At 30.1% G+C, this 23,759-nt stretch carries 33 protein-coding genes; 2 read left to right on the forward strand and 31 right to left on the reverse strand.

Going from position 1 to position 23,759, the window contains the following annotated elements; all coding sequences use genetic code 11:
- Positions 1–5 precede the first annotated feature (5 nt).
- From KQI38_RS15540 to KQI38_RS15580, 9 genes are all read right to left on the reverse strand, one after another.
- A complete protein-coding gene (locus tag KQI38_RS15540) occupies positions 6–746 on the reverse strand; it encodes a class I SAM-dependent DNA methyltransferase (RefSeq protein ID WP_246565883.1) in 741 nt (246 codons plus the stop codon).
- A 21-nt stretch (positions 747–767) separates the two neighbouring features.
- Positions 768–959 (reverse strand): alpha/beta-type small acid-soluble spore protein, encoded by a 192-nt coding sequence (locus tag KQI38_RS15545; RefSeq protein ID WP_216561008.1) that lies wholly within the window; start codon positions 957–959, stop codon positions 768–770.
- A gap of 49 nt (positions 960–1,008) precedes the next feature.
- Positions 1,009–1,917 carry a CPBP family intramembrane glutamic endopeptidase gene (locus KQI38_RS15550; protein ID WP_216561009.1) on the reverse strand — a complete coding sequence of 303 codons (909 nt, stop codon included), beginning with the start codon at positions 1,915–1,917 and terminating at the stop codon, positions 1,009–1,011.
- A gap of 70 nt (positions 1,918–1,987) precedes the next feature.
- Entirely contained in the window at positions 1,988–2,512 is a 525-nt protein-coding gene (gene hpt, locus KQI38_RS15555; protein WP_216561011.1) for a hypoxanthine phosphoribosyltransferase, read from the reverse strand.
- A 2-nt stretch (positions 2,513–2,514) separates the two neighbouring features.
- The gene (locus KQI38_RS15560; protein WP_216561014.1) at positions 2,515–2,667 is read right to left on the reverse strand and encodes a hypothetical protein; all 153 of its coding nucleotides are present in this window, start codon (positions 2,665–2,667) and stop codon (positions 2,515–2,517) included.
- Positions 2,668–2,675: 8 nt separating this feature from the next.
- The gene (locus tag KQI38_RS15565) at positions 2,676–3,350 is read right to left on the reverse strand and encodes a single-stranded DNA-binding protein (protein WP_216561016.1); all 675 of its coding nucleotides are present in this window, start codon (positions 3,348–3,350) and stop codon (positions 2,676–2,678) included.
- Positions 3,351–3,534: 184 nt separating this feature from the next.
- Positions 3,535–4,179, reverse strand: a complete 645-nt coding sequence (locus tag KQI38_RS15570; protein ID WP_216561018.1) for a hypothetical protein — start codon at positions 4,177–4,179, stop codon at positions 3,535–3,537.
- Positions 4,180–4,212: 33 nt separating this feature from the next.
- Positions 4,213–4,989 carry a polysaccharide deacetylase family sporulation protein PdaB gene (gene pdaB, locus KQI38_RS15575; RefSeq protein WP_216561019.1) on the reverse strand — a complete coding sequence of 259 codons (777 nt, stop codon included), beginning with the start codon at positions 4,987–4,989 and terminating at the stop codon, positions 4,213–4,215.
- A gap of 124 nt (positions 4,990–5,113) precedes the next feature.
- Positions 5,114–6,208, reverse strand: coding sequence for a polysaccharide deacetylase family protein (locus tag KQI38_RS15580; RefSeq protein WP_216561021.1), 1,095 nt, complete (start codon positions 6,206–6,208; stop codon positions 5,114–5,116).
- Between the two features lie 197 nt (positions 6,209–6,405).
- Here KQI38_RS15580 and KQI38_RS15585 point away from each other — a divergent pair, with 197 nt between their 5' ends.
- Positions 6,406–6,615, forward strand: a complete 210-nt coding sequence (locus tag KQI38_RS15585) for an alpha/beta-type small acid-soluble spore protein (protein ID WP_216561023.1) — start codon at positions 6,406–6,408, stop codon at positions 6,613–6,615.
- 179 nt (positions 6,616–6,794) lie between these two features.
- Here the strand turns inward: KQI38_RS15585 and KQI38_RS22410 are convergent, their stop codons facing one another.
- The 20 genes from KQI38_RS22410 to KQI38_RS15680 all read right to left on the reverse strand — a co-directional run bounded on the left by KQI38_RS22410 (position 6,795) and on the right by KQI38_RS15680 (position 20,091).
- Positions 6,795–6,920 (reverse strand): CD1375 family protein, encoded by a 126-nt coding sequence (locus KQI38_RS22410; protein WP_256312379.1) that lies wholly within the window; start codon positions 6,918–6,920, stop codon positions 6,795–6,797.
- Complete coding sequence (locus KQI38_RS15590; protein WP_216561025.1) at positions 6,920–7,084, reverse strand: hypothetical protein; 165 nt, start codon at positions 7,082–7,084, stop codon at positions 6,920–6,922. Before KQI38_RS15590 ends, KQI38_RS22410 begins: the two co-directional genes overlap by 1 nt.
- Complete coding sequence (locus KQI38_RS15595; protein WP_216561028.1) at positions 7,084–8,502, reverse strand: hypothetical protein; 1,419 nt, start codon at positions 8,500–8,502, stop codon at positions 7,084–7,086. Before KQI38_RS15595 ends, KQI38_RS15590 begins: the two co-directional genes overlap by 1 nt.
- The gene (locus KQI38_RS15600) at positions 8,502–8,870 is read right to left on the reverse strand and encodes a hypothetical protein (protein ID WP_216561030.1); all 369 of its coding nucleotides are present in this window, start codon (positions 8,868–8,870) and stop codon (positions 8,502–8,504) included. The genes KQI38_RS15595 and KQI38_RS15600 overlap by 1 nt, the downstream gene beginning before the upstream one ends.
- Positions 8,867–9,166: a hypothetical protein gene (locus tag KQI38_RS15605; protein WP_216561032.1), complete on the reverse strand. Its 300-nt coding sequence runs from the start codon at positions 9,164–9,166 to the stop codon at positions 8,867–8,869. The genes KQI38_RS15600 and KQI38_RS15605 overlap by 4 nt, the downstream gene beginning before the upstream one ends.
- Before the next feature lie 215 nt (positions 9,167–9,381).
- The gene (locus KQI38_RS15610) at positions 9,382–9,555 is read right to left on the reverse strand and encodes a hypothetical protein (protein ID WP_216561034.1); all 174 of its coding nucleotides are present in this window, start codon (positions 9,553–9,555) and stop codon (positions 9,382–9,384) included.
- Positions 9,555–11,051 carry a fibronectin type III domain-containing protein gene (locus tag KQI38_RS15615; protein ID WP_216561036.1) on the reverse strand — a complete coding sequence of 499 codons (1,497 nt, stop codon included), beginning with the start codon at positions 11,049–11,051 and terminating at the stop codon, positions 9,555–9,557. Before KQI38_RS15615 ends, KQI38_RS15610 begins: the two co-directional genes overlap by 1 nt.
- A complete protein-coding gene (locus tag KQI38_RS15620; RefSeq protein WP_216561038.1) occupies positions 11,052–11,420 on the reverse strand; it encodes a hypothetical protein in 369 nt (122 codons plus the stop codon).
- A complete protein-coding gene (locus tag KQI38_RS15625) occupies positions 11,417–11,716 on the reverse strand; it encodes a hypothetical protein (protein ID WP_216561040.1) in 300 nt (99 codons plus the stop codon). The genes KQI38_RS15620 and KQI38_RS15625 overlap by 4 nt, the downstream gene beginning before the upstream one ends.
- On the reverse strand, positions 11,713–12,354 hold the full coding sequence (locus tag KQI38_RS15630; protein WP_216561042.1) for a putative phage tail protein: 642 nt from the start codon (positions 12,352–12,354) through the stop codon (positions 11,713–11,715). Before KQI38_RS15630 ends, KQI38_RS15625 begins: the two co-directional genes overlap by 4 nt.
- Position 12,355: 1 nt before the next feature.
- Complete coding sequence (locus KQI38_RS15635) at positions 12,356–13,423, reverse strand: baseplate J/gp47 family protein (RefSeq protein WP_216561044.1); 1,068 nt, start codon at positions 13,421–13,423, stop codon at positions 12,356–12,358.
- A 1-nt stretch (position 13,424) separates the two neighbouring features.
- Complete coding sequence (locus tag KQI38_RS15640; RefSeq protein ID WP_216561046.1) at positions 13,425–13,862, reverse strand: DUF2634 domain-containing protein; 438 nt, start codon at positions 13,860–13,862, stop codon at positions 13,425–13,427.
- Positions 13,859–14,320, reverse strand: a complete 462-nt coding sequence (locus KQI38_RS15645) for a DUF2577 family protein (RefSeq protein ID WP_216561048.1) — start codon at positions 14,318–14,320, stop codon at positions 13,859–13,861. The genes KQI38_RS15640 and KQI38_RS15645 overlap by 4 nt, the downstream gene beginning before the upstream one ends.
- A complete protein-coding gene (locus tag KQI38_RS15650) occupies positions 14,320–15,306 on the reverse strand; it encodes an XkdQ/YqbQ family protein (RefSeq protein ID WP_216561050.1) in 987 nt (328 codons plus the stop codon). The genes KQI38_RS15645 and KQI38_RS15650 overlap by 1 nt, the downstream gene beginning before the upstream one ends.
- A 1-nt stretch (position 15,307) precedes the next feature.
- Positions 15,308–15,727 (reverse strand): hypothetical protein, encoded by a 420-nt coding sequence (locus KQI38_RS15655; RefSeq protein ID WP_216561051.1) that lies wholly within the window; start codon positions 15,725–15,727, stop codon positions 15,308–15,310.
- Positions 15,728–15,739: 12 nt separating this feature from the next.
- On the reverse strand, positions 15,740–17,518 hold the full coding sequence (locus tag KQI38_RS15660; RefSeq protein ID WP_216561053.1) for a hypothetical protein: 1,779 nt from the start codon (positions 17,516–17,518) through the stop codon (positions 15,740–15,742).
- A 210-nt stretch (positions 17,519–17,728) separates the two neighbouring features.
- On the reverse strand, positions 17,729–18,115 hold the full coding sequence (locus tag KQI38_RS15665; protein ID WP_216561056.1) for a phage tail assembly chaperone: 387 nt from the start codon (positions 18,113–18,115) through the stop codon (positions 17,729–17,731).
- Position 18,116: 1 nt separating this feature from the next.
- Entirely contained in the window at positions 18,117–18,563 is a 447-nt protein-coding gene (locus tag KQI38_RS15670) for a phage tail tube protein (RefSeq protein ID WP_094903326.1), read from the reverse strand.
- Positions 18,564–18,576: 13 nt separating this feature from the next.
- The gene (locus KQI38_RS15675) at positions 18,577–19,653 is read right to left on the reverse strand and encodes a phage tail sheath C-terminal domain-containing protein (RefSeq protein WP_216561058.1); all 1,077 of its coding nucleotides are present in this window, start codon (positions 19,651–19,653) and stop codon (positions 18,577–18,579) included.
- Positions 19,654–19,656: 3 nt separating this feature from the next.
- Positions 19,657–20,091 (reverse strand): phage tail terminator family protein, encoded by a 435-nt coding sequence (locus tag KQI38_RS15680; protein ID WP_216561060.1) that lies wholly within the window; start codon positions 20,089–20,091, stop codon positions 19,657–19,659.
- An 831-nt stretch (positions 20,092–20,922) separates the two neighbouring features.
- Between KQI38_RS15680 and KQI38_RS15685 the strand changes: the two genes are divergently transcribed.
- Entirely contained in the window at positions 20,923–21,471 is a 549-nt protein-coding gene (locus KQI38_RS15685) for a DUF4364 family protein (protein ID WP_216561062.1), read from the forward strand.
- On the opposite strand, the gene KQI38_RS15690 is transcribed toward KQI38_RS15685, so the two are convergent.
- On the reverse strand, positions 21,463–22,383 hold the full coding sequence (locus KQI38_RS15690; protein ID WP_216561064.1) for a YncE family protein: 921 nt from the start codon (positions 22,381–22,383) through the stop codon (positions 21,463–21,465). The two genes, KQI38_RS15685 and KQI38_RS15690, sit on opposite strands and share 9 nt — an antisense overlap.
- 77 nt (positions 22,384–22,460) lie before the next feature.
- A complete protein-coding gene (locus KQI38_RS15695; RefSeq protein ID WP_216561066.1) occupies positions 22,461–23,753 on the reverse strand; it encodes a bifunctional folylpolyglutamate synthase/dihydrofolate synthase in 1,293 nt (430 codons plus the stop codon).
- Positions 23,754–23,759 lie beyond the last annotated feature (6 nt).

Genomic DNA, 23,759 nt, shown 5'->3' on the forward strand with positions numbered 1-23,759 from the left:
ATTTATCATTTTATTGCTACAAAGTTTATCCTCTCAGTTTTTTCTACTGGTTTTTCAAACTGAAATGCTTGAAAATAATCTACATCTCTAAATCCTGCTTTTTTAAGTAGTTCTACTATTTCATCTAATTTATAAGCTCTTTCTTTATGTTCCTCATCAAACCTTTCATATATTTCCCCGTCTTCACTAAAGAAGAAAGTTAAGTAGAATTCACAAATATTTTTATTCTCATCATAATAATTCTGCCAAGTATAGAATACATCTTCTCTATCTTCTACAAAGGTATTATTTCCTATAATATATTTTAGTTTATAAAAAGAGTTTATATCAAATATAAATATACCATCGTCTTCTAAATGATTCCAGACATTTTTAAAAGTTTGAAGTAAATCTTCTTTTCTAGTAATATAGTTTATACTATCACATATGGAAATAATAGAGTCAAAAGATTCTTTAAAATTAAAATCAATCATATTCTGCTTTATTAGCTTTACATTTTTAAACTTTCTAAGCTTTCCATAAGCTTGAGACAGCATATTTTCTGATAAGTCAAAACAAGTTAAATTATAACCTTTCCTTGCTAAATAATAAGAAAGGTTTCCTGTCCCACAAGCCATTTCAATAATCTTCCTAGGCGTCTTATTATATTTCTTAAATATGTCTTCTATATAATTAAACCAATCTTCATAGTTAAAGTCCATCATTAATTCATCATAGATACTAGCAAACTTATTGTAGATATCCATAACTATTCCCCCTTTTACTAATTACTCAGATTTCTTATTCATTTCTCTTTTTCTTACAGTCATTAATCCGCCTATTCTACCAGATTCCTTAGCAGTTAATCCAGCCCAACCTACTTCTTTGATTTTCTGTGTTAATCCCAATTCCTCAGCTATCTCATATTTTAACTTATCCTCTAAAGTTTCAATTATATCTTTCTTCTTATTCTTCTTCATATATCATCCCTCCTAGCTCTATTATTAGGAAGAACCCCTCTAATTATTCTTAAAGAAATAAATATTTAATATTTATTATTATAAATAAAATAATAATACCTATTATTGGGATATAATGAAGAATATTTGTTTCCCTTGGTTGTATATCCTGTTGTATTCCTCCCTCACCTTTAGGTAACTTTTTAATCAATTTTATAAGGATAATTAAAGAACATATAGCAAATATACTAAGCACTGCTAATAGGATTAGCATTTGAGTCTGATAAGGTATTTCATATGCTGGCACATCTATGGCTTGGCTTTGTTCCTTCATCCCAAAATATCCAATAGTCATAGCTAGCCCATTGTTTAGTGTATGCCCAAGAATAGAGGAGTATATGGAATTAGTTTTATAGACAATTATACCAAAAATTAGTCCCAAAAATGTTGGTCCTGCAAAATTTTGAAGATTTAAATGAAAAAGGCCAAATAATATTGCAGAAAATAATATTGCCTTCTTTTTTCCTATATCTTCATAAGCATTCATTATTGTCCCCCTAAACATTATTTCTTCACATATACCAGGTGACAAAGCTATAATAAAAATACTTAAAAAATATAATCCTAAATTCTCAGGTATAGGAACTGAACTTGGTACCATTTCTCCGAAAAAACTTAAAATAGTTATTACTAGAGTATTTAAAAATATTGCTACCGGATATGAAAAAATTGTAATCCAAATAATATACCATGCTTGTTTTAGGCTAATCTTATTAAGTCTCAAAGACTGTTTCAAAGGTATTCCTGTTAGTTTTAAATAGATTAGATTAGGCAAAAGTATTATTATATATTCTGTAATAAGTAATCCAGAATATATCTCTTTACTTTGAACTATAGAGCCCAGAAAGAATAATAAAAGCCCAAGTGATAAATATAATACATTAACTTGTAAAATACGCGATTTTTTGAAACGTTCCATATTTTTTCTCCTTTTATTTATATTTAATGACAATAAATTCACCTACAGAATAATTCCTGTAGGTGAATTTTTAATCAAATGTAAAAATGTAAGGTATATTTCTGTAGTGATCACCATAATTAAGCCCATAGCCTACAATGAAAACATCCGGTATGCTAAACCCTACAAAATCTGGCTCCAAGTCTACTTTCCTTCTACTAGGCTTATCCAACATTACACATATCTTAACAGAATTTGGCTTTTTTAAACTTAAAATTTCCTTTACCTTCTTTAAAGTATATCCAGAATCAATAATATCATCTACTATTAAAACATCTTTTCCTTCTACATCTGCTCTAATATCATGTACAATTTCTACGTTTCCTGATGATACTTCATCATGTCCATAACTAGCAGTTGTCATAAAATCAATCTCAACTGGTATAGATAATTCCCTAACTAAATCTGAAGCAAAAATAAAACTACCTCTTAACAATGATACAACTAACAAATTCTTGTCTTTATATTCCTCAGATATAATTTCTCCTAATTCTTTAACTCTAGTGCTTATACTCTCTCTACTATAAAGGGTTCTTTCTCTTTTGCTGCCTTCCAAGCTTATTCTCTCCTCTCTCTTAAGTTAACATCATTTGGATTTTTAATTAGCATCTTTCTAATATCCCTAATCTCCCTTAATATAAGATTAAGCGTATATTGAATACTTATTAATATTATCAATATTATAGCACTAAATATCATTTTTGTATCCATAAATTATCTTATCCTTCCTGTTCATATACCACCAATCTATTATTATCATTTTCAACATATTCTAGTTTTGACACCGATACCTCAAATGCAATCTTTCTCTCAACTTCACCTGTAGAAAGTTTTTTCTGATATTCTCTGCTTTGAATTCTACCCCAAAGTCTAATATGGTCCCCTATTAACATCTTCTCACAAAATCTTGCATTTCTTCCCCAAGCAATACAAGGTATATAATCTGATTTATTATAGGACCTATTCACAGCTATTAAAATATCAGTTATCTCTCTGCCAAAAGGTGTAGTTCTATAGATTGGTTTTTTACATATATACCCATCTAAATAAATTTCATTAGGCTTTCTCAAGGTTTCTATTAATTCTTCTTCATTTGGTATATAAATATCCTTTGCAAATATGGTTAAAACTAATCTATTGCTGTTGTCAATATATCTATTATAGGACCTAAGTTGTCCTTCTATTATAACATATTGACCAATAGATAGATCCATATCTACCATAAGCCTCTCTGAAATTGTAACAGGTAACAAGTCTATTGAATCACTTAATCTAGGTACTTCTAAATCAATACTATAAAACCCTTCTCCATACATCTCATGACTAAAAATCTTTTCACTTGCCACTTTACCAACTAACCTTACACCATTTGTATCCATAATCTTATCAATCATTGCTATTGTCCCCCTCTATTCCTATGTTTTTTAATCTATATCTAATATATTCTACTAATGAAAATAATATGAACAAAAACAAAAAATAATAGATATAGCAAAGTTATCTTTCGTATATATCTATTATTAGACAAATTTTTAAAAAATCCTTCTTTTTTTGCAAAATTTGTTAAAATTTTTTCAATTATTTTTTGCAGTTACTTTTTTCTTCAACCATATGAGTATTAAAATTCATAAAAGTATTTATAGAAAATTTATCTACTCCAAGAAGTAATCCACAGGTAATAGTTGATATAACTGAGTAAATATCTAGTTTTTCTCTCGAATAAATTTTTATAGGTAATTCAAAGGGCTCAATCATAGTATTATCTATTCTTTTTATTTCTCTTTGAAAGCATATATTAGTTTCTATTAAGTCGTGAATATTATAACTAGAAGGATTAATAGTTGCTTTGTTATTAAATCCATAGGTTATTACTATTGGTTTAATATTATCATTCAAAAGATAAGTCCATCTTTCTTCATCGCAGTTTATGATTATATATTCCGATTCACTAAATAATTTCTTTAGTTTAGAATTCTCATAATCTCTAGGATTTAAGAAAGTATGGATAAGTATATTAAAGTGAAATCCAATATTTTCTATAGAAGATATTAAATTAGATTTTATATCGATTATGATCATATTGGTATTTCCTTTATTTAATACTGCCATACTTTCAAGCTTATTTTCATAGTAGATTTTATAACCAGACATGGTGAAAATCTCTTTTAATAATTTAAAAGTTATTCTGTCCTTAGAGTTCTCTACTATTCCAATAATTATCATTTGTTGTTCCACCATATCCCCTCAAATCATTATCTATTTTACTTGAATCTGTCTTCCAGTATTATCCATCATAAAGTTTTCCTTATATATTAGTTCAGAAATTGGTACTATTTCATATCCACTTTCTTGTAATCGTTCTATAACTAAAGGCAAATATTCTTTAATATATTTTGCATTATTATGAAACAATACAATGGAACCATTTCTTACATTTCTTGTTACTCTATCAACTACTGGCTGCACACCTAGTTCTTTCCAATCTAGGGAATCAACGTCCCATTGAATTACATAATAACCATTTTCTCTACAAGTACGGATAAGGCTATCATTATAATCACCAAATGGTGGTCTAAATAATGTTGGTTTCTTACCAATTAATTCTTCAATCTTCTGTCCTGTTGTATTTAATTCTTCTGCCATTTTCTCTGGACTTAATTGTGGCATATTTGGATGAGTAGTTGAATGGTTTCCTACATCATGACCTCTTTTGGCTATCTCTTTTACGTCTTCTGGATATTTATCTGCCCAAAATCCTACTAAGAAAAATGTACTTTTCACCTTATATTTGTCTAGTGTATCCAATATATCATTGGTGTATTCATTTCCCCAAGCAGCATCAAAGCTTATGGCTATTTTCTTTTCTGGTGTTTCTACACTATATATGGGTAATTCCTTAGTTGGTGAAAATACAGCTGCAATATTTCCTGTAGTCTTAACAGAAACATACACCAAAAATACTAATGCTATACATAGGACGATTAATAATCTAACTGTAATATTAATATCATTCCTATAATAAGTTTTTCTCATTATAACATCACCTCCAAATGCTTATATAATATAATTTATTCTAAAATAAAATTTATATTACAATAGAAAATAATTGTTGATTATAAATAGAAAAAATCCCTCGTAAAACGAAGGATCTTTATCTCTATTCTCCATAAATATATAATTCTTTACTATCTAAACTTTCCAAATTTATTGTTTCCTCCAAAACTTTAGGCACAGTAATTATTTCCTTAATTCCATCTGAAATATATCTTTTTTCCGGATTGTTATCAAAGTAATCTAACCAATTATATATTCCAACATTATCTACCTTTATTTCAGATGCTCTAATTCTAGGTAATGATAAAGGGTTAAATTTACTAGATACTGGTGACTGTGCTGGATTCCACCCTACATTTAAGATGGCAATATTTTCGTAGCTTGTACTGTCAAAACTTCCTTTCTCTAGGTATTTCTCTAGTTCCTTATCTGTTGGTCTTTCTCCGTAACAAAGTGCATAAGTGTTCACTTTGTATCCTGATAATATCTTATTTATATTACTTACTTGTTTGGCTATAACTTCCTGTATCACATCTTTATCATCTATTTTTTTCATTCCTCTATGATCAATAGTATGATTTCCAATATCATATCCATTTTCTATTAAATAATTTAGTTTATACTCTAAAAATTCTGGCTGTCGAAAAACATTAGTTCCAAACACAAAAAAAGTTGCAGTTGATTTAAAATCTGGATATTCCTCTTTAAAAGCCTCCAATATTCCAATAGCTGAATTAGGATCTATAATATCTTCACCTTTATCATTCTTTATCATTCTAAAATTATTTTCATTTCCATCATCGAAAGTAATTACTACTGGTGTCATGCCTGCTTCTACATCCATAGCATTATTTACAAAATCTTTTAAACTTACAGGCCTATATCCTTTCTCATAAAGTGTCAATAAATCTTTTCTGAAGTTATCAGGTGTTCTTGTCCACTCAGCTTCCTCTTCACCAATATTATGGTACATAAGAATCATCACTTCTCCAGCTTCATTAGGCTTTAAAGATAAATCTATTAATTCTTTTTGATCTTTTATTTCTTCCTCTTTTGTTTCTTCTACATCATCCCCAACTATAGAGTCTGTAGGGGTATTCACTACCATATTATCCTTATTCCTATTTTTTTCACATGCGGTAAAAGTTAGTAGCAAAAAACAAGATAAAATAAATATAATTTTTTTCTTTGGTTTCATATTTTCGCCCTCTGTCTATTTTATTATTTATGATAATTATACAACAGAATAAGCATAAAACAAAATCAAATTATGATTATTGACTAAACTGACTATATTTATACAATTTAAAATTAATTTCCAGAATAAATATTGGTTGAAAGGTTATATTAATATTACAACAACAAATTAAGTTGTTGAAAAAGGAGGTTTGTCAAATGGCTAATAACAATAATAACAGAATAGTTGTTCCAGAAGCTAGAGCAGCCTTAAACCAAATGAAATTAGAAATAGCAAACGAACTAGGTATGTCAAATTATGACAGCATGGATAAAGGTAATTTGACTTCAAGACAAAATGGATATGTAGGCGGATACATGGTAAAAAGATTAGTTGAGTCTGCTCAAAACCAACTTGCAGGAAAATAACTTTGGAATAGCATAATAAATAAAGAAGTGGAATTCCACTTCTTTATTTATTATGAGTCATAAGATTAAAATTTAAAAATATTTTTATTACCACTTAAATACAATAAAATCAACTTAAATTATGTAGATAAAAAGAAGGGCAAAAGAAAAGCCCTTCTCTATATTTTTATATTATTTTTTTAGGCTTGTGCAGATAAATATTCAGCCACTGAAATTTGATAAACCTTTGGAAGGTTTTCTATTTCTCTTTTCCCAGTTTTGACTAAGAGTCCATAAACAGGAATCATATACTCTTTTACTATCATTATTTTGCACCACCTTCTAAAATTTGTATTTTTGCTCTTAATTCTTCTACCTCTTCATATAAATGAGCTACTACTTCAAATATATCTGCTTGAAATTCATTTTTCTGCATTTCTTTTTCCTCTTTAATTTCACTAAGAGGTTTTTTATTAATTATTTCAATCATTATTCAAAAGCACCTCCAAATCCATAGATAATACATTCCTCTGTTGCAGTTCCTTTTTCTATAGTAAATCTTATATCTATGCCCCATTTGTCAGCTGTTTTTACATCATTAGTGAATATATAGTGTTTACCAGTGCTAACTTGAGAAGTTATATCCTCCCATGTTGATACTTCATCATATCCATTGTTACAAACTTCTACCTTTGCATTAGCACCTATAGGTATAACCCAAGTTGGAGTAACTAATATTTTTGTAGCTGCCATATCTGTTTCAATAGGATTTTTTAATGTGAATTTGATTTTATCGTCATATCTAGTAAAGGTGTAGTTTCTTATTGCTGTAGCCCCATGTTCGTCTATAGCTTCAATTTTGATTGAATGATTACCTATTCCTAGCTTGTACCAATCATCGCTAGAGATAGTAAATGTATTTGTTGCTCCATCTTCAACTTGATATTCTTCTTTCTTGATTCCATCTAGATATGTTTTTACTGTTATTGTATTGCCTTCATTATCTGTTACGGAAAAGTCTATACTAAATGACTCTGATTTTTGCCCTAAGTCTTCATCTTGGCCATCTATAATAGGGGCTGTATTTGTTCTTCTGAATGTGTATCTTCTATATGCTATGCCGCCTTTTTGGTCGTCTACTTTTATTTCTACAGTATTTTCACTGTTAAGGGGTAGAGAGAATAAAGTTTCGTTTGTGATTTCTGTTTCTAAGTTTTGCTTTCTAGGTGCTCCGTTGATAGTTTTAATTGTAGAGCCATTTAGTTTTTCTGTTACGATTAGAGTATCAGAAACATCTGCATCATCAACTTGATATGAAATTACGAATCCTAGGTTTTTATCTCCTAAATTGCTATCTGAACCACTTATTGTAGGTGGAGTATTATTTATCACTGTTCTTGTAGGTGATGTGGTATAGCCACTAAAGCCATCACTATTGTATGCTCTAACCCTATAGGCTACTGTATTCCAACTCTTGCTAATAGTATCTGTATAACTTCTAGTACCTCCACTATAGATTGAAGCCCAACTACCACCGTTGACACTTCTTTCTAAGTAATAACTAGACGCTCCTGAGCTGCTTCCCCATGAAATATTGATAATTTCTCCACCTTTTATTGTAGATGGTACTGAAATCGATGATGGTATACTTGGAGGCTCTGGAATATATTTTAGAAGATGAAGATAACCATCTGCGTTCTTTTCGTCCCAAACAAAATCTGCTTTATATAAAGTGCCTGCATAATAATCGTAATAATTCGTCTCAGTTTCACGCGCTTCGGGGTCAGTCCCCCCTGTTACGTATTCCATATGTGCTGCTATTTTATTATTATTGATGACTGTAGAAAGCTTTAATACCCTTCCTCCCCACGTGTAGACGAATCTTGAACCAATACTTACCCAAGCCATTATATCACCAACCTTTTCATAGCTTCATCATAAACCCCATGAACCAACTCAACACTATCTAAATTAACAAAATTAACTATAAACATATTATGGCCTATGCCATTTAATGCATTACCTTTAAGAATTGCAACCTCTATTATAAGGCTAGTTATATTATCTTTGTTTATATTAGCTTGTCGACTGACGTTATAGATACCATCTTCTATATGATTCATTCTATTGGCACTAAATGGACTACCTTCTTCTAATATATTTCCTTCCTCTGGAACATGGGTTATAGAACCATCTGAATTTTGTATCTCTCTAAATGTACCTGGCCTTTCTACTATATGATCAATCCATTCCTGCTTTTCATATATATTTGTCATTCTGCCACCTCCATAACTTTAATAGAAAATACTACTAGAAGTCCCTTAGCAGCATTCTTAATTATCTCTTGAGGATTCTCTAGTAGTACCTTTCCACTTTTACCTATTAACTTTATATTTTGTATATCTCCCACTACAGTATCATCTAGCATTATAAATACTTTAAGTGTATCCACATCTATTGATGTCCTATATAACTGTAGCTGCTCAGCTTCCGCTTTCATTTGTACCTCTACATAATCAACTAAATCCAAAATTGATTGTGCTATTTCTTGTATTCCCTCTGAAGTAATCATAGTTTCGCCTCCCTACTTTTAAATGTAATATTATAATATACTTTGTCTATATTAGCATTAACCTCTAATCTTAAATTCTTAGATATAAGTCTTAGTTTCGCAAAGGAAGGTTATATATTAAATATAAATAGGAAAAGGTATAATAGAATTCTTCCTTTTTCAACCAAAACCCCTTATATAGAAACCATGTATTATTTTACTATCACTATTTATTATCACTCTATCATCTTTACTTTAGTTCTTAACTCTACAACCTCAGATCTAAGTTTCTCTACTTCTTCATACAAACAAGCCACTACTTCAAATATATCCGCTTGTATTTCATTTTTCTGCATTTCTTTTTCCTCTTTTATTTCTCTAAGAGGTTTTTTATTAATTATTTCAATCATTATTCAAAAGCACCTCCAAATCCATGAATAACACATTCTTCTATTGCAGTTCCTTTTTCTATAGTAAATCTTATATTTATTCCCCATTTATCAGCTGTTTTTACATCATTAGTGAATATATAGTGTTTACCAGTGCTAACTTGAGAAGTTATATCCTCCCATGTCGATACTTCATCATATCCATTGTTACAAACTTCTACTTTTACTGTAGCACCTATAGGTATGACCCAAGTTGGGGTTACAAGTATCTTTGTAGCTGTAATATCTGTTTCAATTGGATTTTTTAATGTGAATTGGATTTTATCATCATATCTAGTGAAAGTGTAATTTCTTATTGCTGTTGCTCCATGTTCATCTATAGCTTCGATTTTAATTGAATGAGTACCTATTCCTAGCTTATACCAATCCTCGCTAGATATAGTGAATGTATTTGTTGCTCTATCTTCAACCTGGTATTCCTCTTTCTTGATTCCATCTAAGTATGTTTTTACTGTAATTTCATTGCCTTCATTATCAGATGCAGAAAAATCTATTGAAAATGGTTCTAATTTTTGTCCTAAGTCTTCATCTTGACCATCTATGATAGGAGCTGTATTTGTTCTTCTGAATGTGTATCTTCGGTAGGCTATACCGCCTTTTTGGTCATCTACTTTTATTTCTATAGTATTTTCACCATTTAGCTCTAAAGAGTATAAAGTTTCATTTGTGATTTCTATTTCTAAACCTTGCTTTCTAGGTGCTCCGTTGATAGTTTTAATTGTAGCTCCATTTAGTTTTTCTGTTACTATCAGACTATCTCCTGCATCCGAATCATCTACTTGATATGAAATTACGAATCCTAGGTTTTTATCTCCTAAATTGCTATCTTGTCCTGAAATAATAGGTGAAGTATTGTTGATTATTGTTCTTGTAGGTGATGTAGTATAGCCACTAAAGCCATCACTATTATATGCTCTGACTCTATAGACTACAGTGTTCCAGCTCTTAGCAATTTCATCAGTATAACTTCTACTACTTCCACTATATATCTGTGAGTATGCTTCACCATTTACGCTTCTTGATAAATAATAACTAGTTGCTCCTGAACCTGTACCCCATGATATATTAATACTTTCTCCACCTTTTATTGCTGTGGGCACTGTTATGCTAGAAGGTGCTGAAGGTGGATATTTTGGTGGTATATTGTATTCCTCTACGATTACATAGCCATTAGCCTCTATCCTATTACCTTTATCGTTTTCATACACAGTTGCATATTTTTTAATGCTCTGCCCATTATTTATTACTGAAGCTGTTACTACATCTATGGTACCTTCAATATAGCGAGCCCTATACTCTCCTCCTTCTTTCATATTTGGTACCCTTCTACTCCAACCGTTATAAGATGATATCTCAACATAACCAATATTTAGCCCTTTTACTTCTATATATAAAGATATATCATAGAAATTTTGGTAAACTGAAACTTTCTCACGGAACACTTCTTCCCAACCCATCTATATCACCAACCTTTTTCCTACCTCATCGTAAACCCCATGAACCAACTCAACACTATCCAAATTAACAAAATTAACTATAAACATGTTATGGCCTATGCCATTTAATGCATTACCTTTAAGAATTGCAACCTCTATCATAAGACTAGTTATATTATCTTTGTTTATATTACTTTGTCGACTAACGTTATAGATACCATTTTCTATATAATTCATCCTATTGGCACTAAATGGACTACCCTCTTCTAGTATATTTCCTTCATCTGGAATATGGGTTATAGAACCATCAGTATTTTGAACTTCTCTAAAAGTGCCTGGTCTTTCTGTTATATGGTCAATCCATATTTGCTTTTCATATATATTTGTCATTCTGCCACCTCCATAACTTTAATAGAAAATACTACTAGAAGTCCCTTAGTTTCATTTTTAACTATCTCTTGAGGGTTCTCTAGTAGTACCTTTCCACTTCTACCTATTAGCTTTATATTTTGTATATCTCCCACTACAGTATCATCTAGCATTATAAATACTTTAAGTGTATCCACATCTATTGATGTCCTATATAACTGTAGCTGCTCAGCTTCCGCTTTCATTTGTACTTCTGCATAATCAACTAAATCCAAAATTGATTGTGCTATTTCTCGTATTCCTTCTGGAGTAATCATAGTTTCGCCTCCCCACTTTTAAATGTTCCTGTCATAAGGTATCTTTGAGAAGTATTTGTTTTATTTGTATTTACATCTAATCTAGTCTTAAAGCTAACTCCTTCATTTTGAACATAAGGTTTAGTTCCACATAAAAAAGTCCCACATATTAGATATGGAACTCGATATTCTTTATATTTAGTTTGAAGTTTTAGTTCTTTTGAATATTTACTTGTGAAATCATAATCCAAATGTGCTGGCTTTACCTCATCTATTGCATTAAACATATCACTTATATTTAACTGTATTACTTTTTCATTGTTAAATATAATATTGATTCTACCATCAAAGGTAACCTCTACACTACTTTTAGTAAATGCTTCAACTATAGCCTTTATCATTTCAGCATCTACCTTACCCATGCCCCTCATCTTAGCTTTTATAATACTTCTACGTTCTTCTAATGATTTATTTGGTCTAATTGGTAGCTTTAACTCTTTTTCATATATAGCTAATCCCCAAGTTGCAGTGTCGATAAAAAATTGTCTTTCTAAATCTTTTATCTCAGTATGAATCTTCTCAAGTTCAATCTCCTCAGCTTTCATAATCTCCTGAAATACTTTGGATTCTCTCTCATATGGCGGTAAATACTTTAGCATTTTACTCACTTATTACCACCTCGCCTAATATCGCCACTTCTTCATTTTCTACTAATATATTTTCAATACCTTCATTTACTCTTAAATCTGTATAATCCGATACTCCTTCTACATCCAATATTAAAGACCCTATTTGTGCATAACTGACTAAATTCTTTTTAAATGCTATTTCTTTGAGATAGTTAACTATGCTTTCACTTATATTAGATTTAATTTCTTCTAGAGAATTGCTCATATCTTTAGTAATTGTAACTAATATATTAATATCTTTTCTCTTTGCAGATGCTACAGTGCAGAAAGCACCTATAGGTGCCTGACCTTCCCCAAGACCTGTTATCTCTGGATCAATATATTTTTGTACTTCTTGAATTAAATCTGTGCTAGCTGGTTGCTTATTTGAGTCTATTACTACTATTTTTACAGTATTATCGCCTTGCCATAGAGGAAAGACCCTAGCCTCTCCAACACCAACGACCTCTTTTGTCCAATTGAGGTAATGATATTTGTTTCCTGATGTTGAAGGAGTACGAATCTTTTCATAATACCTTTGCCTTAGATCATAATCACTTTCATCATCATATCCATTCATAACCACTTCAGTATTAGTTACAGAAGTTAATCCTGAAATAGTTATTGGAAAATGCTTTATAGCTCCTGCTGGTACATTCCCTATAGTTCCAACTACCTCACATTCAGCTAATGCACTTATTACTCCATTTTCTCCAATCACTTTATTTTCAAGCAACACAAAATTTACTGTATCACTACCAACTAAATCACCCTTTTTAATGCTAGAACCTTGAGAACCGCTTATGACTACAGTTATAGTTCCCTTTGTTGCTGACTTTCTTTCTATGCCAGTCCTTTGGTTAACAAACCTTTCTAAGTCTTCTCCTGATAGGTTCTCTATATCTAGTTTGTTTTCAACTTCTTTTATTTCTTTATCTTTCTTTTGAAACTCTATAGCGGCAGGCTTTGTAGCATCATAAAAAAAAGAGCCTTCGCTCCTATCGTATTCTTTGTTTATATTTTCAAGCATCCTATTGTGTATTTCTTTTACACTTTCCATGTTAAAAGCTCACCTCCTGCTTTATAAAATCACCATCATATAAATTTACAGTAAATATAACTCTTAATTTATCATTTACTCTTATAAAATCCCAATTCGTAAGACTTTCTATTCTAGGATGTTTCAATACTTCTTGTGTTATTTCTCTCTTTAGTTCACTCTCAAGAAAACTTTTAGGATAGCTGTGTCCCACAATTAAATCTTCTATAGTAATCCCATAATCCACCTCATCATAAATTTTCCATCTATTTTTTTGAGTTCTAAGGACTTTTTCAATCCATATTTCAATGCCTTTTTTTCCTACTGCTTCTATAGACTTACCATCCTTTAGTATAAATTCTCTTTTTTGGAAATCATATAAGAAAGTCTTACCCAAATCCTTTATTATATTAGAATCTTGTTTTGGTAATTCTAATTCAGTTATTTTAGGAAATATCATAATCTCACCGCCCAGTCAATAAGAAAATATATTTGTTCATCTTGTGAAGGAATTAATATTACTTTATCCCCTTCCTTTATAGTATCTGTTGTTTCAATATATGAAGATTCTTTGGTGGCTTCAATTCTTACAGGAGTATTTATATTTATATCTACTATCTTATGAGTATGACTTGAAGCACCCATCCCTCCATCATTGATAATATCTGTAGTTCCAATATATGTTGGAGGATTGCTTTGATTAAATTTAATCTTCTCACCTTCTATAATTATCTTTCTTTTATATTCCTTTAGAATACTAGCCCCTACAACAAGATTACCTTTATCGAGTATTATATTCTTATCTATCTGGATTTTTATTTCAGGAGGCTGAGATAATACAGTCCCAACTATAGGTCCCATATATTTTATTGATTCTCTTTCTTTAAACATTTTAGCTAACTCACTTATTCCTTCCACTATATCACCCCTAGATTGACACTACATAAATGTATTCCATTAGTTACAGTATGATTGGCATTTTCTATCAAATACTTACCTTTCATACCAGTTAAAGGTTCTTCTATTTCAATTAGTCTTCCTGCTCTTATATCATCATGTCCTGGTATAGTTATGCTATTTTCTTCAAATACCTTTCCTAAATCCTTTAACATATTCTGCGCAACAACCTTTGCTTCACTAATGTTTTCCTTATCGATTTGCACTAATTTTTGCAGTAATCCATATTGGTTTATTAATTCACTATTTTGAACAGTATCGATTAATCTAATTTTATCTTCATTATTTATAATTACTTTAATGGAGTTTTTCATTTCTTCTATAGTTCTTTTTCTAGAAGGATTACTTATTGCATTAGTAGCCGACTCATAAGGTAAATTAGTCGCTAGTTTAAAAATAGGATTAATTATTTTATCATTTTGCTTAAAAATAAATAATCTTCCTTCCTTCATCTCTATCCTGCACTTTACGTCAGTTTCTTTTTCTACTAAATCAAGAATGTCTTTTATAACCTCACTGTGAACTTTATCAGCATATATCTTAGTTAATAATATACTGGGTATGTCCACTCCACCAACAGGTACTCCTGCTCTTGCCAAAACCTCATTTATTGCTGCATTAGAATTCATTTTATTGAACTGATAAGTCTCTTCAGATTTATTCAAGTAAAAGGCATAATCAAAGCAATTGTAGGGAATTGAACCTCTGCCAGTTTTATTTTCGGTAACAACTATAGTCCTATTTACTTCCTTTTCTCCATTTTTTAATATGATTAGTGAACCTAAATCTATCGGACTTTTTGGAAAATACCTATCATCATTAAGAGCAATATCAAAATCAAGCTGTTCTCCTAACTCATTTATATTACTTCTCCATGTTATAGAACCTACAAGAGGAGTTATATTTGTCATACTGCTACCATTAACACACCAAAGTTCATGGCCCATATTATACACTCCTCTTCTCCAGCTTAATAAACTTAAATTCACTTAAAGACAATGTATAATAAACATCGCCAGAACCATCTTGCTCTCCATATTCAAAACTTTCAATAGTGCAAGCCATATTAATTGGAGTATCAGTAATAATCAGCCTTATAGGTATCCTTCTTTCTTTCCAATCTTCAATCATTTCTACATAATCCCAAGATTTATAGGTCTTATCTCTAATAAAGGAATATTCTTGGTTTGGGAAAAAAGAGCTTAGAGAAATAGACTTTAAGGAAGACAATCCTATAAGTTTTATTTCTCCTATTGAAATAGTATCATAGCTTTGATTATTCATATTAGATTGTATTTTAAATTCTTTAGGCAGAACAGGTAATTTGATTACTTGTTCTCTATTATTTACACTAATAAATATATCCATCAAATCACCCTCCTACATATTCGATAGTGCTAATTTTAATTGTGGCACCAATTCATTTACTATCTCGTTTGTTGACTTATTTACTCCATTTATATTTATGTTTATTGGATTGTTAACCTTTCCATTTCCTATATATGGATTATTGCGAGCTGGAATAACTGCTTCGTCTTTATGCAAAATTGCATTATAGTTATTATATGGGACTCTTTCAATACCATTGAAATGTCTACTTCTTACTCCCTCCCTAAATCTCCTATCTCTATCCAATCTTTCTTGTGATTTTGGTTCTCTTTCACCGCCGATCCAATCAGCTAGCTTTCCAATTCCATCTCCTATCCATCCAATTACAGTTCCTAATCCCTCTAGTATAGGTTTTACAATGCTCCATACAGTTTCTACTACACTTTGTATTCCAGGGAAAGCCCATTCAAAAGCTTCCCAAAGCAATCTAACACCTTCTGAGATTAAAGATAATATAGGTTCTATAAACTCCCAGGCAGTCCCCATTACACTCTTGATACCTTCCCATGCACCAACCCAATCAATGTTAAGATTAAATATTTTTTCACCTAACCAACCAAATTTATCAGTTATCCATCCTACTACACTACCTACAACTTCTCCTGCCATAGGTAAATATTCCAGTACTTTTCCAAGAAACAAACCAACTTTATCTATTACCCACCCTATACCAGTTGAGATATGCCCTACCCATATATCAATTGTAGGACCAGATGCATTCATCCAATCTACCAATTTTTCAAGATGTGGAAGAAGACTTTCTATTACCTTAAGACCTAAATCTTGTAATGTAGAATCAACAACACCAGTCATAGTAGACCACATACCACTAGCAGATTTTGATAACGTAGCAGTTCCGCCTTCAAATTGAGATTTAAGTTTTTTATCTACAACTCCCATAAGTCCCAGCTCTTGAAGTTCCTCAGCCGATACTTTTGCATTAAATTCCTTTAATTTTGATACATCTCCATTCTTGGCATCTGCCAGTGCTTCAATAGCCATATTAATGTCTTTCCCAGGATTAAGAGAAGCCATATCCTCTGCTATCTTTACAAGTGACATAGCTTCTGATGTATTTCCCCCAGTAAGTTCTAAAGCTTTACTCCCTGCTTCGACTACTTCTGTAGATGAAAATGGAGTAATCTTAGCATTGTCTCTTAATTGTTTCATAAAATCATCAGTTACTTTTTGAACTCCACTTTCATCTAGGTCCTGATTGTTAATTCCAATTAAATGTTTCATTGATATTTGTTGTTTTTCAAGTTCAGCACCTGAACTAAGGATTTTATTAATACTTTCATTTCCTGAAAAGGTTTTTAATTTTGAGAAACCCTTTTTCATATTAGAGAAGAATCCAGCAGTTTTATCTTTGATTTTTACAACTGGTGAAAATATTTGCTTACTAAAATTTTTCAACTTATTATTGATCTCTTTTAACTTGCCCTTAGTCTCTTCCAACTTATTCTTGGCAGATTCTATTTTTGATGTAGCCATATCTTTATAAACCATGGCAGTAACAAGTTTATTCCTAAATGGTGCTAATGATTTCTTTAAACTATTAATTTTCTTTGTAGCAGCTGTATTGTTTAATCTAATCTGATACTTTTTATTATAGGTTTTTTCAAGAGTTTTTTTTGTACTCTCAATAGATTTTTTGGTTTTCTCAACATCTTTTCTGAAATCTTCTTGCTCTTTTTTAATTATTTTTAATGTAGCACTTACATTATCTTTAACAGTTAATACGGTCTCCATATAATTTTTTCTAGCCATCTTATCACCTACCTTTTCGATAATAAATTAGAGACCCTAATTGGTCTCTAATTTGTCATCATGAAATAATACTATTTCTTTCTTCAATATCTAAATTCATACTAGCAATGAAAAACATTTTTTCAACATTGCTCAATTCTAATAAATCATTAATTTTGTGCCCCCTCTGAATGTAATGGTGTATCATATACAATTCAGAGGAAGCATTTATTAGTTTTTTATGTTTTTCACCACTTCAACACTATCAATATATCCTGCCATTCTTACTATTTCTTTAGAAATATTAGCAACTTCACCGGGATCAAATATTTCATCTACTATATCCATAGGAGACACTACTTTATACGCCTTATGCAACTCTGGATCTTTTAGAGATGGTTCTACTACACAATTATAAATTAAATGTCTATCTCCATCAGATTCATCTTCCATATTCATAGAATCTAAAACCAATGATCTATCAGGCTTCATAATAGTAATAGTAGCATCTAAAGATTTTATATATAATTGTCTTAATTCCTTCTTATCTAGCTTTCTTTGTTCTGCTCTAGCTATTAAATCTTGTAATGTCACTTTCTTAGCTTTATTCTTATTCATATTATTTCACCTCTATTCTATCAGGAAAATCCACATCTGAAGGAGTGAATCCAAAAGGAAATTCCCTTTCTAATTTTTGTTTCATTTCAAATTGCATTAGAGTTAATTCATTAAACCATACATTGTTAATTACACATCTTTCAGAACCGTAAGCATCAGGATCTGCTAATTTTCCTATCAGCTGACTCCTTACATCTCGTCCTTCCTTCCAAGCCTTTAGCAATTTAAGAACTCCTCTAGAGAATACATGCTTTACCTTAAAAGATCCTTCTCCTTTTAATCCAGTCATTTTAGAATCTGTATCTAAACTACCAGCTTGATATACATCTTCTCTTTCAGCAGTAATTTTTGCCTCAAATGATTCCACTTCAAACACTAATTCTCCATCCCACCAAATTTGTCCCCAACTTCCTGCTATTTGTCTATATCCAGGTACTTTATTAGCCATCTAAATCTCTCCTTTACATATAAATATAAAATTCTAAATCTTCCATAGTATCTACAAATTTAATACTAGCTTTTGCAAATACCTTACTTCCAGTATTAGCTTCTTTAATCTCCTGCTCAGTCATATCTTCAACACTTCTGCCATCTACTGTTGTATATCCCTTACCTAGCAAGTAATTTCTTTGAGCATCTATATTAATTTCTGCAATATTTCCATAGGTAGGGTCTAATATATTATCCCTTTCTAATTCCTTGAAATAAGCATTAACAGCAGCTAAAAATAATATTTTATTGTCGTAAATATTATTAACCTTACCTACATAATGTTTTTCAAATGTATCTCTAATGTCATCTCTCATTAAATCTATTGCATCAACTATTTTTATTTTCTTAAACTCTTCACCCTTGGTTGCAGTAGTTGTAGTTAATGAGTTTACTCCTCTTCCTATCTTAATTTTTTCACCATCATTAATTAAAATTAGCTGTCCTGCATCAATATCGGCATCAGGATCTTCATGTTCTTTAATACTAGTCACTTCATTTAGAGCATAATAAGTTGAACTCCTATCCAATGACATACCTGCAAATATCCCTGCTAATCTTGCTGAATATTGAGAAGTTGTATAATTAGTTCCACTTACTTCAATATCATTTGTTGTAAAGTTTATAATCCCTTCATCATCAGCCACACTATTAGCTAATACAGCTTTAAATGTTTTTTTATTTACATTTCTTTGTGTTTTAATCCAAGTTGAAATATTTTGTACATCTGCATTGTCTATCTCTGGAATGGTTAAATAATTCCATTTTTTATTCTTTAGCCTTGCTAATGCTGAATTATAATCAGTAGACTCCAGTCCAACTCTCTCTATAATAATTTTTGTTGGAGTACCCATAAATACCTTATCTATATAGTCTTTATTTTTAGAAGTCCAATCAGCAGACTCTACTTCTTCTATAGACTTATATATTTTAGTATCAAAATTTCCTGTAGCGTCCTTTAAAATCATTGCTACAACACCCTTAGAACTTCTTTGTATAGCACTTGTGCCTCTCGTTCTAAATTCAATAATTACCTCTGGTAAACCCATAAATCATTCCTCCTCTAATATAAGATTTTGCATTAATTCTGCATCTTCATATCCATAAATTTTATCCACCTCTAAGCTATCAATATAACTTATATCAAATTTAAACTGTAAAGTACCGTCAACTATTTGTCCTTCTACACTATCTAAGGTAATCACCCTATCTTTTATCCTTAGAGCTTGTCCAAATAATTCTTCCAATTGCTCTTGGATTTCTAGGTTCTCTAATTCTTCTTCATTATTTGGAAAATATCGAATTAGCACTGTTACTTTTCTATGATAGTGGGCTCTGTTAAGTCTCTCTCTAATAATAGATGAAATTTCAACAAAAAAATAAGGTCTATTAAGACCTTCTTTAGTGTTAGTAGAATATATTTCAATTGTTGAAAAACTATCCTTTAGAATAGAGTCAATAGCTCTTTTTATATCTGTTAATTTCATAAACTCAACTCCTCAAGTGTCTGAACCTAAGCTCTATCATTATAAAGATATTCTTTATATCGTAGAAAAACTATTTTTCAAATATAAATTAATCACCTCTCATTATCCTTTGGGGGATCTCTAGAAAACAGTCCAAATAAAATTATTCTATGACTATCTAATTTATCATTCATCTTTTCACCTCCTTTTTATGATAATATCTATCTAAATGTAATAAAATAAGTCAACGGGACATTCCATTGACTTAAATTTATCTGAGCTAGATATAAATCTATTCTATATTTAGTTGTATTGCATTTTTTAAACTTGATACATAACTTCATGATATTATAGTATCATCTATTTTCACTCAAAAGGTATCATATTCGTATCATTCTCTTAGTGAATTCCTAATATTAATTTAATTGTAATAGATTTCTTGAATTTAAAACATATTATCACAATATCATAATATCACCTATTTTAAATCAAAAGGTATCACATTTGTATCTTATTCGTATCATATCCGTAATTAACATAGTATTCGTCTAGTCAAATTCACTTTAGATTTTTATTCAATACTTATTTAAAAAGAATAAAAATATTATTTAATCATAATATTTCTCTTTACAATATCATAAAAGAAAATCTTATGAATAAAATAAAATTATTACAAAATAAAGCTAGAGATGAATTTAGAAGATTAAATCAATTATAAATTTTATTCCTAAATAATATTTCTCACTGATTTTGATTAACTATTGAAAACACTAAGTTTATGTGAATATTTACCATACTTATTTATTATGATATAATATTAAGGATGTAATACATGAAAAGAGGTGTTAAATAATGTTTATTGAAAACACTGAAGAGTTAGCACAAAACAAATTACTTTTACTATATTTAATAAAATCAGCTGCTACTGTCTTCACTAATACTGAAATAACTGAATTTGTCTTAGAAAAAAATTATATGAATTTTTTCCTAGTTCAACAATACTTAAGTGAATTAGTTGAGTCTAATTTTATAGAAATAATAAACAAAAATTCCAAGGAGGTATATTCTATCTTAGAAAAAGGTGAAATAGCTTTATCATATTTTGAAGATAGAATTCCAAATAAAATAAAAGAAGAATTGAACAAAGAATTTAATAGAATTGAAAAGAAAAATAAAATTGAAACTCAAGTGGTTGCTGATTACTTTGAAAAAGAAAATAATCAATACGTAGTAAACTTAAAATTAATGGAAAATGAAGATACCCTATTTAGTTTATACTTAGATGTGGCAACAAAAAAACAGGTTGATTTAATTTGCAATAGATGGAAAGAAAATCCAGAATTTATATATCAAAATATAATTAACATACTTACAAATGAAAAAACAACTCCATTAGAGTAGGAGAATCCCGTTAGGTTCTTTTCCTACTCTAATATTCTCTATTATTTGATTGTTTGACTCATCTATTATAGTTAAATCATCATTTAATATATTTGATATATAGAGCTTTGTTTTTCCGTCCCATTTAATATTGTTTGGCATCCCACCTAAGTAAATTTTAGAAATGTTTACTTCATTATCGATAAATACTCTATAAATATATCCATCTTCTACATTAGAGAGGTAAAACACTTCCTTTCCTTTTATTTTAACGAAATTAGCAAAAATTCCTTTTAGATCTATACTCATCATGGTCTTATAGTCTTCTATTTCTAGTTCTGATAAATTGCTGTAATTAGTAACTCCATTATTAATATAAGATAAAACAAATAATCTTTTATCTTCTATGGCCATTTTTACTGGCTGTTTACTTAATGTTATTGATGAAATCTTTTCATTATTTAAGTCTAAAACATTTATTGTATAGCAGTTTCCATTTGCAATAAAGACTTTTAGACTATCTTCATCTATTTGAATATCTGTAGGTCTCTCCCCTACAGATATATCTTCTATTAAGGAAAATGTATTTTCATCAATAATCGATATGGAATTAGAATCGCTATTAGCAACATAAATTTTACCTTTAAATCTCTTTATACAGGTAGGATTTCTTCCTACTTTAATAAATTCTAATAATTTTATGTTTTCTATATCTAATTTCATAATAGAGTTATCGTAAGAGTTTGCGATATATATATATCCTTCTTCTCCTATATCTATGTCATATGGTCCCAGCTGATTATTTTCTTGAGTTGAATTATCTTCTTTTTCCTCTATAAGTTTAGATAGAAAAATAGTTTTAAAATTATAGCCGTCTTTCAATGTTAAGCTGTCTTCACCAGTATTAGCTACTAATATTTTATGGAAAGTCAACACATCACCCCCTGTATATAAGTAATTTATGCAGTAAGTGATATATTGGTGAAATCTAAAAAACTACTGAGCCTAAGCTACAGTAGTTTTATTAAAGTTCTTACTTCTCCAATTAAATATAAAGAACCGCCAAATACTATCATATCGTCTTTCTCTGATAATTCTAAAGTTTTTTCTATAGCCTTTTTTATATCCTTTTCTATAAAAACATTTTCATTATATTTAGCTATCTCTTTTGCCAAATCCTCTGCATCTAGTTTCCTAGGCATATTAACTTCTGTAACTACAATTTTATCTGCAATAGGAGCTAATAATTCAACCATATGGGAAGAATCCTTATCCTTTAATATTCCTACACCTAAAATCAACTTATTATACTTAAATAGACTAATAGCTTTCTTTAATTGAGCAATACCTTGTACATTATGAGCTCCATCAATTAAAAATATAGGGTTTTTCTTCATAACTTCAAGTCTACCAGGCCATTTGGTCTTTACTAAGCCTTCCCTTATCTGTTCTTCAGAAATATCTACGAATCCTTTCTCCTTTAAAATCAATAAAGTTGTCAAGGCTAAAGTAGCATTGTATATCTGATATTCACCTAACATGGAGATATTAATATCTTTCATATTCACCTCTCCATAATGAAAATCAAAACAAGCTCCAGCATCAGAAATCTCTTTTACTTTAATATTCTCCATTGGACATAGATGAAGCTCTGCTTTCATCTCATCTGATACTTCTTTTATAACCTTCAAAGCCTCTTCTTCCTGTGGATAGGAAACTACTATACTATTTTTCTTTATTATACCAGCTTTCTGATAAGCAATCTTATCTAAAGTATCACCTAAAACATCTATATGGTCATAATCTATAGTTGTGATAACTGATGCTAATGGTGAAGAAATGATATTAGTAGAATCATATCTACCACCTAATCCTACTTCTAACACTATATAGTCTGCATTTTCCTCTTTAAAGTACATAAAGCCTATGGCAGTAACTATCTCAAAAGTAGTAGGGTGCTCAAAGCCTTCTTCTACCATTATATCAGCCTTTTCTTTAATAAGGCCGGTTATCCTTCCAAGGGTTTTATCTGGTATGTCTTGTCCATTTATTTGAATCCGTTCATTAAATCGTTCTATATAAGGTGAAGTAAATAAACCTACATTATATCCTCCAGCTTCTAGTGCATGAGCTAGATAGGAGGAGGTGGAACCTTTTCCATTTGTTCCACCCACATGAATATATTTTAATCCTTCTTGAGGATTTCCTAAGAGACTCAAAAGCTTACCTATTGAATCTAGTCCAAGTCTTGATCCATATTTATTCTTGTCGTTAATATATTCTAAAGCCTCTTGATACTTCATTTTACC

This window comes from Tissierella carlieri (assembly GCF_018917285.1).
Classification (GTDB): Bacteria; Bacillota; Clostridia; order Tissierellales; family Tissierellaceae; genus Tissierella; species Tissierella carlieri.

What these genes read in the sequence shown, in the direction of transcription:
- KQI38_RS15630 (WP_216561042.1), bottom strand. Translation starts at nt 12,354, where the DNA reads ATGCTAAAGTATTTACCGCCATATGAGAGAGAATCCAAAGTATTTCAG.
- KQI38_RS15565 (WP_216561016.1), bottom strand. Translation starts at nt 3,350, where the DNA reads ATGATTGATAAGATTATGGATACAAATGGTGTAAGGTTAGTTGGTAAA.
- KQI38_RS15635 (WP_216561044.1), bottom strand. Translation starts at nt 13,423, where the DNA reads ATGGAAAGTGTAAAAGAAATACACAATAGGATGCTTGAAAATATAAAC.
- KQI38_RS15680 (WP_216561060.1), bottom strand. Translation starts at nt 20,091, where the DNA reads ATGAAATTAACAGATATAAAAAGAGCTATTGACTCTATTCTAAAGGAT.
- KQI38_RS15625 (WP_216561040.1), bottom strand. Translation starts at nt 11,716, where the DNA reads ATGATTACTCCAGAAGGAATACGAGAAATAGCACAATCAATTTTGGAT.
- KQI38_RS15605 (WP_216561032.1), bottom strand. Translation starts at nt 9,166, where the DNA reads ATGATTACTTCAGAGGGAATACAAGAAATAGCACAATCAATTTTGGAT.
- KQI38_RS15540 (WP_246565883.1), bottom strand. Translation starts at nt 746, where the DNA reads ATGGATATCTACAATAAGTTTGCTAGTATCTATGATGAATTAATGATG.
- KQI38_RS15615 (WP_216561036.1), bottom strand. Translation starts at nt 11,051, where the DNA reads ATGGGTTGGGAAGAAGTGTTCCGTGAGAAAGTTTCAGTTTACCAAAAT.
- KQI38_RS15590 (WP_216561025.1), bottom strand. Translation starts at nt 7,084, where the DNA reads ATGATTGAAATAATTAATAAAAAACCTCTTAGTGAAATTAAAGAGGAA.
- KQI38_RS15640 (WP_216561046.1), bottom strand. Translation starts at nt 13,862, where the DNA reads ATGATATTTCCTAAAATAACTGAATTAGAATTACCAAAACAAGATTCT.
- KQI38_RS15655 (WP_216561051.1), bottom strand. Translation starts at nt 15,727, where the DNA reads ATGGATATATTTATTAGTGTAAATAATAGAGAACAAGTAATCAAATTA.
- KQI38_RS15560 (WP_216561014.1), bottom strand. Translation starts at nt 2,667, where the DNA reads ATGGATACAAAAATGATATTTAGTGCTATAATATTGATAATATTAATA.
- KQI38_RS15670 (WP_094903326.1), bottom strand. Translation starts at nt 18,563, where the DNA reads ATGGCTAATAAAGTACCTGGATATAGACAAATAGCAGGAAGTTGGGGA.
- KQI38_RS15685 (WP_216561062.1), top strand. Translation starts at nt 20,923, where the DNA reads ATGTTTATTGAAAACACTGAAGAGTTAGCACAAAACAAATTACTTTTA.
- KQI38_RS15545 (WP_216561008.1), bottom strand. Translation starts at nt 959, where the DNA reads ATGAAGAAGAATAAGAAGAAAGATATAATTGAAACTTTAGAGGATAAG.
- KQI38_RS15600 (WP_216561030.1), bottom strand. Translation starts at nt 8,870, where the DNA reads ATGACAAATATATATGAAAAGCAGGAATGGATTGATCATATAGTAGAA.
- KQI38_RS15610 (WP_216561034.1), bottom strand. Translation starts at nt 9,555, where the DNA reads ATGATTGAAATAATTAATAAAAAACCTCTTAGAGAAATAAAAGAGGAA.
- KQI38_RS15550 (WP_216561009.1), bottom strand. Translation starts at nt 1,917, where the DNA reads ATGGAACGTTTCAAAAAATCGCGTATTTTACAAGTTAATGTATTATAT.
- KQI38_RS15665 (WP_216561056.1), bottom strand. Translation starts at nt 18,115, where the DNA reads ATGAATAAGAATAAAGCTAAGAAAGTGACATTACAAGATTTAATAGCT.
- KQI38_RS15675 (WP_216561058.1), bottom strand. Translation starts at nt 19,653, where the DNA reads ATGGGTTTACCAGAGGTAATTATTGAATTTAGAACGAGAGGCACAAGT.
- KQI38_RS15595 (WP_216561028.1), bottom strand. Translation starts at nt 8,502, where the DNA reads ATGGCTTGGGTAAGTATTGGTTCAAGATTCGTCTACACGTGGGGAGGA.
- KQI38_RS15570 (WP_216561018.1), bottom strand. Translation starts at nt 4,179, where the DNA reads ATGATAATTATTGGAATAGTAGAGAACTCTAAGGACAGAATAACTTTT.
- KQI38_RS15695 (WP_216561066.1), bottom strand. Translation starts at nt 23,753, where the DNA reads ATGAAGTATCAAGAGGCTTTAGAATATATTAACGACAAGAATAAATAT.
- KQI38_RS15650 (WP_216561050.1), bottom strand. Translation starts at nt 15,306, where the DNA reads ATGGGCCATGAACTTTGGTGTGTTAATGGTAGCAGTATGACAAATATA.
- KQI38_RS15585 (WP_216561023.1), top strand. Translation starts at nt 6,406, where the DNA reads ATGGCTAATAACAATAATAACAGAATAGTTGTTCCAGAAGCTAGAGCA.
- KQI38_RS15580 (WP_216561021.1), bottom strand. Translation starts at nt 6,208, where the DNA reads ATGAAACCAAAGAAAAAAATTATATTTATTTTATCTTGTTTTTTGCTA.
- KQI38_RS22410 (WP_256312379.1), bottom strand. Translation starts at nt 6,920, where the DNA reads ATGATAGTAAAAGAGTATATGATTCCTGTTTATGGACTCTTAGTCAAA.
- KQI38_RS15660 (WP_216561053.1), bottom strand. Translation starts at nt 17,518, where the DNA reads ATGGCTAGAAAAAATTATATGGAGACCGTATTAACTGTTAAAGATAAT.
- KQI38_RS15620 (WP_216561038.1), bottom strand. Translation starts at nt 11,420, where the DNA reads ATGACAAATATATATGAAAAGCAAATATGGATTGACCATATAACAGAA.
- pdaB (WP_216561019.1), bottom strand. Translation starts at nt 4,989, where the DNA reads ATGAGAAAAACTTATTATAGGAATGATATTAATATTACAGTTAGATTA.